The organism is Pseudomonas sp. 2725, from assembly GCF_050434585.1.
Lineage (GTDB): Bacteria > Pseudomonadota > Gammaproteobacteria > Pseudomonadales > Pseudomonadaceae > Aquipseudomonas > Aquipseudomonas jessenii.
Genome location: NZ_JBNDIV010000015.1, coordinates 1 through 11,762 on the forward strand (window position 1 = coordinate 1; position 11,762 = coordinate 11,762).

General features: G+C 53.6%; 17 protein-coding genes and 1 tRNA gene. 3 read left to right on the forward strand and 15 right to left on the reverse strand.

Annotation, left to right across the window (positions count from 1 at the left end; all coding sequences use genetic code 11):
• Positions 1-118: 118 nt before the first annotated feature.
• From ABIE16_RS28105 to ABIE16_RS28175, 15 genes are all read right to left on the reverse strand, one after another.
• On the reverse strand, positions 119-1,231 hold the full coding sequence (locus tag ABIE16_RS28105) for a GlxA family transcriptional regulator (RefSeq protein ID WP_373423041.1): 1,113 nt from the start codon (positions 1,229-1,231) through the stop codon (positions 119-121).
• Positions 1,232-1,337: 106 nt separating this feature from the next.
• On the reverse strand, positions 1,338-2,738 hold the full coding sequence (gabP, locus tag ABIE16_RS28110) for a GABA permease (RefSeq protein ID WP_057714260.1): 1,401 nt from the start codon (positions 2,736-2,738) through the stop codon (positions 1,338-1,340).
• 613 nt (positions 2,739-3,351) lie between these two features.
• Positions 3,352-3,465 (reverse strand) — tRNA-Ser (locus ABIE16_RS28115).
• Between the two features lie 70 nt (positions 3,466-3,535).
• Complete coding sequence (locus tag ABIE16_RS28120; RefSeq protein ID WP_429522384.1) at positions 3,536-4,585, reverse strand: tyrosine-type recombinase/integrase; 1,050 nt, start codon at positions 4,583-4,585, stop codon at positions 3,536-3,538.
• Between the two features lies 1 nt (position 4,586).
• Positions 4,587-4,829, reverse strand: coding sequence for a DUF4224 domain-containing protein (locus tag ABIE16_RS28125; protein ID WP_349736631.1), 243 nt, complete (start codon positions 4,827-4,829; stop codon positions 4,587-4,589).
• A 92-nt stretch (positions 4,830-4,921) separates the two neighbouring features.
• Positions 4,922-5,383 carry a hypothetical protein gene (locus ABIE16_RS28130; RefSeq protein ID WP_429522385.1) on the reverse strand — a complete coding sequence of 154 codons (462 nt, stop codon included), beginning with the start codon at positions 5,381-5,383 and terminating at the stop codon, positions 4,922-4,924.
• A complete protein-coding gene (locus ABIE16_RS28135; protein ID WP_429522386.1) occupies positions 5,380-5,682 on the reverse strand; it encodes a hypothetical protein in 303 nt (100 codons plus the stop codon). The genes ABIE16_RS28130 and ABIE16_RS28135 overlap by 4 nt, the downstream gene beginning before the upstream one ends.
• Positions 5,683-5,804: 122 nt before the next feature.
• Complete coding sequence (csrA, locus tag ABIE16_RS28140; RefSeq protein ID WP_429373406.1) at positions 5,805-6,005, reverse strand: carbon storage regulator CsrA; 201 nt, start codon at positions 6,003-6,005, stop codon at positions 5,805-5,807.
• Positions 6,006-6,271: 266 nt separating this feature from the next.
• Entirely contained in the window at positions 6,272-6,721 is a 450-nt protein-coding gene (locus ABIE16_RS28145) for a tellurite resistance TerB family protein (protein ID WP_429522387.1), read from the reverse strand.
• A 163-nt stretch (positions 6,722-6,884) separates the two neighbouring features.
• A complete protein-coding gene (locus tag ABIE16_RS28150) occupies positions 6,885-7,052 on the reverse strand; it encodes a hypothetical protein (protein WP_429522388.1) in 168 nt (55 codons plus the stop codon).
• Between the two features lie 52 nt (positions 7,053-7,104).
• Positions 7,105-7,353: a DUF1654 domain-containing protein gene (locus ABIE16_RS28155; protein ID WP_429522389.1), complete on the reverse strand. Its 249-nt coding sequence runs from the start codon at positions 7,351-7,353 to the stop codon at positions 7,105-7,107.
• Positions 7,354-7,666: 313 nt separating this feature from the next.
• Complete coding sequence (locus tag ABIE16_RS28160; protein WP_429522390.1) at positions 7,667-8,056, reverse strand: hypothetical protein; 390 nt, start codon at positions 8,054-8,056, stop codon at positions 7,667-7,669.
• Positions 8,053-8,307, reverse strand: a complete 255-nt coding sequence (locus ABIE16_RS28165; RefSeq protein WP_429522391.1) for a hypothetical protein — start codon at positions 8,305-8,307, stop codon at positions 8,053-8,055. The genes ABIE16_RS28160 and ABIE16_RS28165 overlap by 4 nt, the downstream gene beginning before the upstream one ends.
• Before the next feature lie 18 nt (positions 8,308-8,325).
• The gene (locus ABIE16_RS28170) at positions 8,326-9,186 is read right to left on the reverse strand and encodes a hypothetical protein (RefSeq protein WP_429522392.1); all 861 of its coding nucleotides are present in this window, start codon (positions 9,184-9,186) and stop codon (positions 8,326-8,328) included.
• A gap of 130 nt (positions 9,187-9,316) precedes the next feature.
• Positions 9,317-9,973, reverse strand: coding sequence for a LexA family protein (locus tag ABIE16_RS28175; protein ID WP_429522448.1), 657 nt, complete (start codon positions 9,971-9,973; stop codon positions 9,317-9,319).
• An 88-nt stretch (positions 9,974-10,061) separates the two neighbouring features.
• Here ABIE16_RS28175 and ABIE16_RS28180 point away from each other — a divergent pair, with 88 nt between their 5' ends.
• The 3 genes from ABIE16_RS28180 to ABIE16_RS28190 all read left to right on the forward strand — a co-directional run bounded on the left by ABIE16_RS28180 (position 10,062) and on the right by ABIE16_RS28190 (position 11,757).
• Positions 10,062-10,313: a transcriptional regulator gene (locus ABIE16_RS28180; protein ID WP_429522393.1), complete on the forward strand. Its 252-nt coding sequence runs from the start codon at positions 10,062-10,064 to the stop codon at positions 10,311-10,313.
• Between the two features lie 15 nt (positions 10,314-10,328).
• The gene (locus ABIE16_RS28185; RefSeq protein ID WP_429522394.1) at positions 10,329-10,949 is read left to right on the forward strand and encodes a hypothetical protein; all 621 of its coding nucleotides are present in this window, start codon (positions 10,329-10,331) and stop codon (positions 10,947-10,949) included.
• A gap of 64 nt (positions 10,950-11,013) precedes the next feature.
• On the forward strand, positions 11,014-11,757 hold the full coding sequence (locus ABIE16_RS28190; protein WP_429522395.1) for a Rha family transcriptional regulator: 744 nt from the start codon (positions 11,014-11,016) through the stop codon (positions 11,755-11,757).
• Positions 11,758-11,762 lie beyond the last annotated feature (5 nt).

Consider the following 11,762-nt stretch of genomic DNA (forward strand, 5'->3'; position numbering starts at 1 on the left):
CCCGTGTTTCACCGGTCTGGGTTTCGAGAGGAACACCAATGTGCACGTCAAATCTCCTGCGTGATCTTATTGAGTAAACCCATGCACTACGGATGAATGGGGTGGCAGGGACGTCCTGTCAGCACGATTGCGCCAAGTCGAAACGATCAATCATTCGAACACTGGCAAAAGTCGATTCGTTTCGTGCCTGGTCGAGCGCTGTCAGTGGTTTAGTTGATGACTGCTGCGTAGTCGCAAGCGTTGCCGGTTTGCGACTCATGTCAGAGCCGGAACGCTCGTCGCTTGGTGGAACACCAAAGTACTCGCGATAGCACTTGGAAAAGTGTGGTGTGGACACGAAACCGCATACATACGCCAGCTCAATGATCGACAATGATGTTTGCTTAAGCAGTTGTCGCGCTCGAATAAGACGTAACCTTAAGTAGTAGCGTGACGGCGTACAGTGAAGGTATTTCTGAAATAGCCGTTCTAGCTGTCGACGTGACAGATCCACGTATTCTGCAAGGTTATCCAGGTCGATCGGTTCCTCGAGATTGGCTTCCATCAACGCGACGATCTCCTGCAACTTAGGCTGATGAGTTCCCAGCACATGCCTGAGCGGAACCCGCTGATGGTCCTGTTCGTTGCGTATGCGCTCGTAAACAAACATCTCAGAGATGGCTGCGGATAATTCACGACCATGATCGCGACCAATCAGGTGCAGCATCATGTCCAGCGGCGCTGTTCCCCCGGAGCTTGTGAATCGGTTTCGGTCCAGGGTGAAGAGGCTCGCGCTGATGCTGACTCGTGGGAAAGCCTCCTGCATGGCGGCCAAAAATTCCCAATGCACGCTGCACTCGTAGCCGTCGAGCAGCCCGGCTTTGGCGAGCGCCCAGCTACCGGTGCACACACCTCCCAACCGTCTGGATTGACGCGCCAATGCTTGCAGCCAGGTAATGTGCTCGCGGGTAATCACGTTCTGGATTCCAACACCACCGCACACGATTACAGTGTCCGCCACTAATGGATTGTTCCACGAAGCATCCGGAGTGATCGGCACGCCGTCACTGGCCCAGACAGGCTCTCCATCGGGGCTGAACGTATGCCAGCGATATAGCTCTCGTCCCGACAACTGATTGGCCATGCGCAGTGGCTCTACTGCGGACGCCAGGGAAATAAGTGTGAATTTATCCAGCAGCAGAAAACCAACGGATTGAGTCGTACCGTCGGACACGGTGGAGTTCGATGACATCGTGGTCATGTCCTCACAGAGAGCGATTACGGCCTGAGACGCAGGAGCTGGTAATACTCCCCAGCCTTGGCGTAGGGAGTAGGTTTGGCGCAAATGCCTCCTTGGTTTATCCCACTGACGTCACCCTGGCAGCCTGCGCAGGGTGACGGGACGTCACAAGGCCGATAAAGGAAATCGCCAGCGCCAGGCCAATGGTTGTGCTGACTTCGGTACGGTGCTCCGGGGTGATCATCATGACTGCCAGCGCTGCGCAAATGAACGCAATCACCAGCCACGTCAGCCATGGAAACAGCCACATGCGAAAGGTCAGCTCAATGTTTTGCCGACGCAACATCCGGCGCATGCGCAGTTGCGACACCGCAATGGCCAGGTACACCAGCAAGGCAATCGCGCCGGAGCTGGCCAGCAGGAAGTTAAACAGCCCGGCGGGCATGAAGTAGCTCCACACGGTGATCGCCGCGCCCAGCACGGTGCTGGCGATGACTGCTGCACGCGGCACGCCCTCGGAGGAGGTCGCCTTCAGCGACTTCGGCGCATCGCCACGACGACCCAGCGAGTACAGCATGCGCGAAGCAATGTAGATCGAGGAGTTCATGCAGCTGGCCACGGCGATCAGCACCACCACGTCCACCATGAACTTGGCGTGGGGAATGTTCATGATCTCCAGTGCCCGCTGGTAGGAGCCTACCTGGGCGAGCAGCGGATCGTTCCAGGGCACCACGGAGATGACCACGAAAATCGACAACAGGTAGAACACGCCGATGCGCCAAATCACCGAACGCGTGGCCTTGGCAATGTTCTGCGAGGGATTGTCGGATTCGGCGGCGGCGATGGTGACCGCTTCAGTACCAATGAAGCTGAACATGATGGTGATGAAAGCGCCGACTACCGCCGACAGGCCGTTGGGGGCAAATCCGCCATGCTCGGCCATCAGGCCGCTCAAGCCGCTGACTTCCCGATCGGGAACCCAGCCCATCAGCACGGCAAAACCCACGCCGATGAAACCGATGATCGCCACCACCTTGGCCATGGCGAACCAGAATTCGAATTCGCCGTACTTGGAGACACTGAACAGATTGGTGATCACCAACGCAATGATCGACACCAGGGCGAACAGCCAGGCATCGATCTGGGGAAACCACTGGTTCAACACATGGCCGGCGGCCAGTGCTTCGATAGGGATCACCAGTACCCAGAACCACCAGTACAGCCAACCGATGGTGAAGCCTGCCCAACGACCTATTGCCTGGTCGGCATAGGTGGAGAACGAGCCTGTGTCCGGGTTGGCCACCGCCATTTCACCGAGCATACGCATGACCAGAACCACAAGCAGGCCTGAGAATAGGTAGGCCAGCAGGACGGCCGGGCCAGCAGCTGCAATGGCATGTCCTGAACCAACGAATAAACCGGCGCCGATAATCCCGGCGATTGACAGCATTGTTACGTGACGAGGCTTGAAGCCCTGTGCCAATTGGCCATTCGAATCCTTGGAGCTCGGGCTAATCATCGGGTTTTTTTTCTCTGCTGATCGACATTTAAGCGAAGTGATGGGGGCAACGGATCATCATCGTTTCCTGCTGCCGCTTCCTGAAAGTGGCACCCTTCAAACGCTGCCGTACTTATCAAACCCATCGTCGCGATGTGGTTATTTCCATGAAAAGAGGCGCCACCTTACCCGGCTTGTTCGATAATTCAGTTACCTGTCCACGCCGCCTCCTTGCCTGATATCGACACGTGCCAATTTAGCGTTCACAGCGAATACCAATCGGTCACGAATTGGCCAGGTGGAATCATTTTGTTTTTTTGAGGATTCTGCTAAAGCAGCAACGGATGGGGGTTGCCTGGAAGGTTTAAGCGGCCGAGAAGGTTTCGGGCCGAGGGCCGCGAGATCTCTCCGGGAAGAGCGGATTGGATGATTACTGCCTGTCGCGACCGGCTAAATCCATAGCCGTTTACTGTCGGTCAAGAAGGTCAGTTGGCGACCTTTTTCCTGTAGCGGCGCTTTCAGCTTGGTCGAGGGGTTACCAAAAGGTTATGTAACGGCTCTGAAAAGCAGCACCGATTCCCAAACCCCAGAAACGACAAAGCCCTGAATAATCAGGGCTCTATCGGTACAAATATGGCGGAGGCGATGGGATTCGAACTCATGGACCTGTTACAGTCGACGGTTTTCAAGACCGATATTTAGATTCAATCGGGCTGAGGCCTGTAGCGGTTTTCCGTTCCATTACTCCAAATTTTCCGCACCTCTACAGACCGCGAAATACAAGGGGGCCGCTTCGAGTTATGGAACGGTTTTTCAGGCTATTTTGAAGGTTTTGCGATGGCACCGATCCTGCGATAAACCCGCTCGGTGATGTCGCCCTTGGTATGCCCGAGCAGAAGGCTCGCATCGCCGACGTCTATGATTTCGGATGCGGCTTTTGGCCGGATATCCCGGAATTGAAACTCTACGATCCTTTCCGCCAGAAGCGTATCTCCAACCTCGATAGCCCTAAGTCGTGCTTTCTCCCTGGCAAGATCCCAACGCTTCCTCAGCATGGTTGCGGTCATCCGTTTGCCATGCTGGCTCACGATCAGGTAACTCGAAACATGCCGGGCATTGCGCTCGGTGATCTTCGCAATCAGCTGCCCAAGGGTGTTTGCCGTGCCGCCGGTGTTGATCTGAATACGGAGTTTCTTGTGCGTCTTGTTCTGCTGGACCAGCAGATATCCCCCCTCAACATCGTCCTTTCTCATCATCAATACATCTGCCGGCCGTTGCCCGGTCAGATAGGCCAGGTCCATCGCGTCTTTCAGCTCCTGAGCTGCCTTCTTGTACACAGCATCCCAAACCACGTCATTCGCGTAATAGTCCCGCGGTGTCTCCTTGTTTTTGCGTACACCCTGGCACGGGTTTTCCTTCGTCGTCAGGCCCCATTCCCGCGCAATGTTGAAGACGTGGGACAGGGTCGCGATCTCGCGATTCGCTCGAACCTTCGCCGACCGTGCGTCACGGTATCCAGCAATTGTTGCGGGCGTGATTGAGTCGATCGGGGCGCTATCGAACATCGGGCGTAGCTGCCTGATCTCCGCCATGTTGTCTTTCTGTGTCCGCGCTGCCTTTTTTGGGATGACGTCGCGAATGTAGCGGTCAAAGATTCCTTTCATGGTGCGCAGGTCGAGGGGCTTTTCCTTGGCTTCGAGTTCGGCCCATTTGATTCTGGCTTTATCTAAGTCCTTGCCCAAGGGGATGTCCTTACCCGCCAGATCGCGGTAGTAGTACGCCGTCCAAACTTGACCGTTTTTCCGCGTACGAGACCGCTGGTACATCCGAGGGGGGAGGTGGTGGTATTCGGTCTTGCGGGGGCGCATATCAGTTCACTCGCGAGAAGTCGGGCGTCCATGCCGGCGCCGCAGGGGGAGGGTTTGGATCGGCGATAGCCGGGGAGATCATGCCCAGCTTCATGCGGGCGTACATCCGGCCAACCAGAGGCCGCTTGCCGCGACTTTCAACGAACACCCACTGGCGATCAACCAGCCAGCGTCGTTGGTAGGCTCTTGCCTTGTAGCCTGTGAGTCCTGCCAGTTCTTCGTCGGAGAGGATTTCGGTTTCCATGATGATGCTCCATGCCGCGCGTGGCGGCAGAAGGTGGTTTAACTTGATTGCGTTTTAAACGGAGCCAAGGAGGCGAGGATTGTTGATGCGCCTCATGCAGCTCTCTGCTGATTCCAGACACCCACGGCGTCAAACACACGGGCCGCCTGTTCTTCTGTCAACGAGACCTCGGCAGGAATGGCAATCCAGCCCGACGCGAGCCGATGATTCGGATTGCTCTCGGCGACCAGCTCCTTGTAGGTTTCTTCGATCACGCCCTCGAGGTGGGCGGCCAGATAATTGCCTTGAGGGGCGACCTCTACAGATTTGGTGTAGCGGTGGCCGCGCTGATCTCGACACTGGACGCTGACATAGATCGTCCAGCGATGGGCAAAGTCGCAGACTGCTTCGGCCATGCGTTGTCCTGGCGGGATGCTCTTGCAGCTCTTCCTGTTGATCATCCCTTGGCGTCCGCTGGGATCAATGTGGACCACCGCGACGTGATGGGCATTGAGCAGTGCCCGGCTCGCTCGCTCTAATCGGGTACGCATGTTGTTGGGCTTTCGCTTTTTCATAGCATCACCGCTATCTGGCGATTGGCTTTTGCTTCGAACTGCATGGCAAGGTCGTGAGCAGCTTTGTAGTCGTCACGGAAGGCGTGAGTCTTGTTGGTGGTGCGGTCTTTAATCTGATACATGCCGAAGCTTCCGCCGGCGATTTGGTAGCGCACCGGTTTGGCTGGGGCTCGTCGATCAATACGACTGTAGAATCCAGAGCGGGCGGCCTTTGTTCGTTGCAGCAGCTCACCGAGTTCACCGATGCGTTCTTGAAATGCTGGATGCATTGAAAGTCCTTGATGTTGGGTTGCAGGCATTCGTCTGCACTCGGGCCTGTAATTAATTGCGGTAGGGCGTAGGGGGAGAGTGCTAACGGATAAAGGCAGGCGAAAAAAAGCCCGATTGAAATCGGGCCATTGTTTGCGTCATGAAGACCTGCTTAAGTGATCGCAGGTGTTGCCGTCGCGGGCTTCGACAAACCCGCCTGAATGCGCTGCGTAATTTCCTCTCGATGCACCTGGACGTCCTTTGGTGCGCTAGTTCCGATACGTACCTGTTTGCCACTAACACCCAGTACTGTGATCGTGATGTTGTTGCCTATGTTGATGCTTTCGCCTTCTTTGCGAGTCAAAATCAGCATTGTCCATTTCCTTGCGTGAGTGGGTTTCCCAATGCCGCCTTTTTAAGAAGCGGCATCAGTGAAACGTCACTGAGCTACGCGGATTTCATTGCGTGGGAACCACGCCTCGTCAACCAGAACCATGCAGCCAACAAAGGCGGCGTAGCGGGTCTCTCGGTCAGTCTGGAAGCCGTAGTAGGAGCAAGTTGCCCGAGAGGCTACATTGCTCAGCAACATGCAGCCGACGATCAGTGTCAGCAGGATCAGCAGAACTTTTGTCGCGTACTTCACACATTGATACCGTATTCAGCCAGGCGCAGACCGAAGTGCATGCCTATTTCCTTCAGCACCACCAACTCTGCTGGCTCGATCTGGCCATCAGCCTGGGCAACGGCAAGAATGTTGACGAAGGCTTCCTCCGCGTCGGCCGGAACGTTTTTGATGTCGGCCAGTTCCCGCTTGATCGCCAATCGACCTACTTGAAAGTTGGCGTTCAACTGGCCTGTAAAACGGTTGATGGTTTCGGTGATCTCGCTGCCGAAGTGCGTCAAATTCGGGTTGGAGCGAATCAGCTCATCCAGCTTAGAAACCTCGCTGGCTTCAATCTCTCCGTCGGCCGCGGCGACCAAAAGGCCGCCACCGACAATGGCCTGCATCAAGTCGCGGTTAACGACCTTCTTCATTTCAGCTTGGGCATTGCCGACTTGTTTGCCGAAGAGTTTTTTCATTCCGAACATGGTGTTTCCTCTGGTGGGATTGCATCCCGCTGCACCCTGTCGCCAAGGTGCAGCAGTGATGCTGTCCGTCCTATTGCCGCCGGAGGAGCGGGGCGCATTGCTTGCCGGGTCATTCACACGGTTTAGGCGTTTCACCTTCGAGCAGCCGTCCAGGTTGTTCCTGTCATTGGCAGGCTTTCGGGCCTGCCTGCTCGCCGGTCGCCGGTAGAGGCAATGCGGTCTGTTCTTTGTTGCGCTGAATGTTAAAGAGCGGCGCGGCTTTCGCTGCTGGGCAAAAACGTGTTGGTGTGGATAAAATATAAGGCAGCTTATTTTTATAGTCAATAAGCAAGCTTATATATTTTCATTGAGGCGTAAAAAACCCGCTCAATGGCGGGCTCGCATTACGCTTCGCAGTATTCTCGCCACCCGATCCTGACGGTCCCATTCTCAAGCCGATCCAAACGGACCCCATCAGTTTCTTCAATCTCATGGAGTACTTGCAGCCACGCTTCAGCAGCTTCTTTCTCTGATCTGGTGACGACTACAGATTGGATTTTCTGCGCATTCGGTGCAGAGATCAGGCGTTGGATTCGTCGGCGAATAAGCTCGCATGAGCTCTCAGCTGAGCTCGGTGGAGGACGGCGTGGCATTGCAATGATCCTTAGTTTTATCGTTTGGAAGCTGCACCGTATGATGTCAAAAATTTGACGAGTTGGGGTGGCTGATCTCAGGTGGACTAGAAAAAGCTTGTAAGTTTTTATGCGAGAACAGCGAGTGCACGCGGCGGGATAGGGGGAAGTGCAAGAATTTGTGTAGCGCTGGATACGATAAAGCCCGCGCAAGGCGGGCTCTCTATAGATGGGGCCAAATCCCTTTGGCTGACTGCATTGTGCTGGCTAGGTATGACATACGCATGACAGTGTGAGCGAAGAGTCCGGCGCTGATCCTGGCCTGGCTCTAGATTTATCTTTCGGGAGGAAGAGCCTCGATCGCAGTGACTGTGTAATCGCTACTCTTTCCGTGATCGTCTCGCACTGTTTGAAGTGAAAACAGCAATTTCTCCAATTGTTCGCGGGTACGGTTTTTGAAATCTTCAGAGGTGCTGTTGTCTTTTAAGTGTGATCTACAAATTTTTATCGAAGATTTCAAAGCACCAATCTTTCTAGTCAGCTCCGGAGGATCATCGGCGCGGATGTAAACCTTCAAAAGCCAGATTGAAATATATGGGCTGAGAATTCCTGTCAGCGCCATTAATGCTTGCTTAGCGTCTGGGCTGGTGAATAGCGGGGTTAATACTAAGGCTAGTGCGTTAAGGAGGCTGGTGGCGAGAGCCATAAACATATTGTTTTTCATAAGCTCCCTCCCAATGCCTTGGCCTCACCTTCAGATACCCTTGTTAGGCTTTTTCCTCTGAGGAAGGAGCGCTTCAATAGGTAGCTTTCGATTTTATCATCACTAGCCTTATACTGAATCAACATGTCGCGAGGATAAAGTGCGTAGGCTAAATGCCGTGTTAATTTTCGGATGTATATAAAAATCAAAGGAAAACCGGCAATTAAGACTGACCATCCAATGGCCTGTAAAATCAATTCGCTTGTCCACATGATAGGACTCCCAAGTCTTTAATTCGACTCGCTAATGACCCTAACTATAGCATACGCAGTTCTTGTTCCGCTAAGATCGGTGATCTCTTTCTTTTGTAATTCTACATTGTAATATTTGTATTTCTGGAACGCTTCTTCGTTCGCTGCTACTTTAGTCATGAAATCGCTATCTAAAATAGTAACAGAGGCCTCGAAACCGTCTTCGCTAGCAACACTCCAGCCGCGCTTACTTTTAAAGTTAAGCTTGGTGAATAGGATGGTCTTTTGAAAAGTACTGATGTCTACTTTTTCAGTGAGGTCGGTTTTTAAAGGTTTGAAGTTTTCGATCTCTTTTTGATTTAGCGTAAGTGTCGAATTTTCGGTTTTAAATGATATTTTAGGGGTGTCTTTTCCTTGCAGCGGACCTTGGATGACCTTGTGCAGTGCTTGCCTGATTTCTTTGCTTGAAACTAACTGGGCGACATCACTTGTGGTTTCGATTTCTTGACCATCGACAGTTATTACGGCTGTTTTTTTTGTCGCGTTTATAACGACCTTATCAATTTTCTTGTCTTTTATTCTGTCGATGATCCCTATTGCTGATGCCGAAGCAGCAACAGCGGTTCCGCCAACAATGCCAATGGACTTGAGGATCGTTGTAGTAGTTAGTGGGTCGGCAAAAATTGAGTAAATGATCTCTAGCGAACCTTCCTTTGCAGGAGCTACGACGCTTAAGTTAGCTTCGGATGAGCCATTACTTACTATTTTTGCAGACTTAGTGATCAGGTCGTCCATGCCGATTATTGCACTACCCAGATCTTTAGCCTTGATTTGGTGGTGCGCTAGTTCACCTTTGGCGTCATACGAAATCGTAAACTCTGTTACTACTTTATCGCTCACAAACAAGTCCCCTGCTTAGTATGGTTTTTAGGGGTGCTTCGCATGTTGATCATCCATGTCGTAACACTCCTTGCTGAGTTTTGTATGTGGCGCTCAGCTATTATCAATCGAGTTGTTCTAACGCTCTGCTCTACAGCTTCTGTAACGCCCTAACCACTACACCGACGATTCGGCAGTTCTCTGCGCACATCTCAGTAGGGTAGGCAGGGTTCAACGGTTTCAAGTAACGTCGACCACCATCATCTACGAGTTTTTTGAACGTGGCTTGGTCACTGTCTGCCAGCTTTGCCACTACCAGTTTCCCAGACTGAACATCTGCCTCGGTGTCCACCAAAATTAACGTCCCTTCGGTGATGCTCATCCCGACTGGTGATGTCATCGAGTCGCCCTTTACCTCAAGCCAGAACGCCGGACCTTTTGAGTTGTAGTCCGAAAGCTCGTAGCGATCTGAGAATCCAGGCGGGAAGGGCTCGATCGCTTCGGCCCATGCACCAGCTGCAACCCAGCTGATTACTGGGTAACGGAAGGACTCGATGGGTTGGCGAGTGGAGCCGACGTTGGATTGACTTAAAGGTGCGCCCGTCATAGGGCCAATGTTTTCAGATAACCAAATAGCATTCACACCGCACGCATGCGCAATTTTTGGCAGGTGGGCGCTTTGAAGGTTTTTTCCTGTCTCCAGCTGAGATATCACCGGCTGTTCTACTCCCACCTTAAGGGCGAGAGCCTTCTGCGTCAGCTTGGCGTGATTTCGGGCGGATTTGATTCGTTCGGCGAGTGTGTTCATGCGCTTGAATTTATAAGTTCCCTTATTAGCTTGCAAATAAGCGTGCTTCTTCTTAGGATATAAGCATGCTTATTGTTAGGGCTTTCATGTGACCCCAATCGAAAAACTCGTCGGTTACTTCGGCGGGCAAACCAAAACAGCTTTAGCGCTCGACGTTTCCCAAGCCGCAGTTTCGTACTGGGTAGCGGGGATCCACCCAATGGGCGCCGAAAAGGCATTCAAGGCGGAAGAGCTGACCGGTGGGAAGGTGACAGCCCGCGAGCTTTGCATGCGCCCAAAGCGAGCTGAATCGGCTGAGGAATTGTCATGCCTGTACGTCGATCCATTCAAACCAGACTAGAGGAGAGCAGTTCCCATGGAAACGTCCAATTCAAGACACGGCGTGCAAACCCGTGATCAGGTGCTGGTGGCGCATGCGGTAAATCAGATCGCCCGCACGAGCTTGAGCCAAGACGACTTTGCTCAGGCGCTGAGCCGGGAAGTTTATCTACTAGTTCCTGCCGCGAAGATCGAGCTGGCGAAGGTTCCTGATTTTAATGAGTTGGCGCGGCTGAATGATGTCGGCGAGTTCGTGAAGGCAACCGGTCGCTGGCTCAAGCGCGTTCAACGCTGGCTGTCGGGCGAGCAGGAGATGCCATCTTGGCTGGAAGAGTCGTGGGTGAGTGCACTCGAGCCCGAGTTCCGTGATCACTGCGTCAATGAACTGGCCAGCCGTCACGGATTGATTGGTGCCCGCCAGATGGCGACCGATCAATGCGGGAACAAAAGCTTCAGTGCGTTGATCCGCGCCCTGGGGGATGTGATCGACACCGGAAGCGAAGTGTTCGACGACCAAGTGATGAGCGAAAAGGATCTGCCGCACCTACCAGCGTTCGCCAAGGAATGTCGGCAAGTTGAAGCAAGGGCAGGGGAGCTTGGCCGGAAAGCCGAAGAGATGATCGAAAAATCTCGCCCAGTGCTGAAGTCGATCGCCTGAATCGCAGGCACAAAAAAGCCGACGGAGAAGGTCGGCTGATTCGCAAAACTAGAGAGTGATGATTATGCACAGCCAATTTGGCTCGAGCAATACCTTCGATGTCCTGACACGTCTTGGTCAATCGCAAAGCGTGTCATGTCACACCATGTCGTCACGCGAAATTGCCGAGCTGACGTGCAGCACGCACGACAACGTCCTGAAAACCATCCGCGCGCTGGTTGCAAAGGGTGTCGTTTCGTCAAACGACACCCCCTACGTCCACCCACAAAACGGTCAGGTCTATCGCGAGTTTTTGTTATCTCAGCGCGACACCTTGGTGGTGGTCTCGGGTTACAGCGTCGAATTACGCGCAAAGATTATTGATCGCTGGCAGGAACTCGAAGCCCAGCTCAATCACTTTAAGATCCCGGTTACTTACGCTGAAGCGTTGCAGGCTGCAGCGGATCAAGCCAAGGACAACCAGTCGCTGCGGCTGGTCATTCTCGATCAAGCCCCGAAAGTCGCCGCGATCAAACGCCTGGCGGCGGCCGGCGGGGCGATCTGCATCACCGACAGCGCCAAACAGTTGCAGGTCCGGCCCGCGAAATTGTTTGCCTGGCTTGAACAGCATCGGTGGATTTTCCGCCGCAAGGGTTCCAAGCGCTGGGTTGCTTATCAGTCGCGCATCACCGCCGGTTACATGACCCACAAGGTAACGGCCTTGACGCCCGCCCCGGAGATCGGCATCGAGCGCGTGGCATTCGATCCAATGGTCACTCCCAAAGGCCTTGCCCGTTTGGCTGAATTTAACATCGGAGCCTCGCAGTGAGTGTT

Coding starts and splice junctions, on each gene's coding strand:
- ABIE16_RS28105 (WP_373423041.1), bottom strand. CDS start 1,231: ATGTCATCGAACTCCACCGTGTCCGACGGTACGACTCAATCCGTTGGT.
- gabP (WP_057714260.1), bottom strand. CDS start 2,738: ATGATTAGCCCGAGCTCCAAGGATTCGAATGGCCAATTGGCACAGGGC.
- ABIE16_RS28120 (WP_429522384.1), bottom strand. CDS start 4,585: ATGCGCCCCCGCAAGACCGAATACCACCACCTCCCCCCTCGGATGTAC.
- ABIE16_RS28125 (WP_349736631.1), bottom strand. CDS start 4,829: ATGGAAACCGAAATCCTCTCCGACGAAGAACTGGCAGGACTCACAGGC.
- ABIE16_RS28130 (WP_429522385.1), bottom strand. CDS start 5,383: ATGAAAAAGCGAAAGCCCAACAACATGCGTACCCGATTAGAGCGAGCG.
- ABIE16_RS28135 (WP_429522386.1), bottom strand. CDS start 5,682: ATGCCTGCAACCCAACATCAAGGACTTTCAATGCATCCAGCATTTCAA.
- csrA (WP_429373406.1), bottom strand. CDS start 6,005: ATGCTGATTTTGACTCGCAAAGAAGGCGAAAGCATCAACATAGGCAAC.
- ABIE16_RS28145 (WP_429522387.1), bottom strand. CDS start 6,721: ATGTTCGGAATGAAAAAACTCTTCGGCAAACAAGTCGGCAATGCCCAA.
- ABIE16_RS28155 (WP_429522389.1), bottom strand. CDS start 7,353: ATGCCACGCCGTCCTCCACCGAGCTCAGCTGAGAGCTCATGCGAGCTT.
- ABIE16_RS28160 (WP_429522390.1), bottom strand. CDS start 8,056: ATGAAAAACAATATGTTTATGGCTCTCGCCACCAGCCTCCTTAACGCA.
- ABIE16_RS28165 (WP_429522391.1), bottom strand. CDS start 8,307: ATGTGGACAAGCGAATTGATTTTACAGGCCATTGGATGGTCAGTCTTA.
- ABIE16_RS28175 (WP_429522448.1), bottom strand. CDS start 9,973: ATGAACACACTCGCCGAACGAATCAAATCCGCCCGAAATCACGCCAAG.
- ABIE16_RS28185 (WP_429522394.1), top strand. CDS start 10,329: ATGGAAACGTCCAATTCAAGACACGGCGTGCAAACCCGTGATCAGGTG.
- ABIE16_RS28190 (WP_429522395.1), top strand. CDS start 11,014: ATGCACAGCCAATTTGGCTCGAGCAATACCTTCGATGTCCTGACACGT.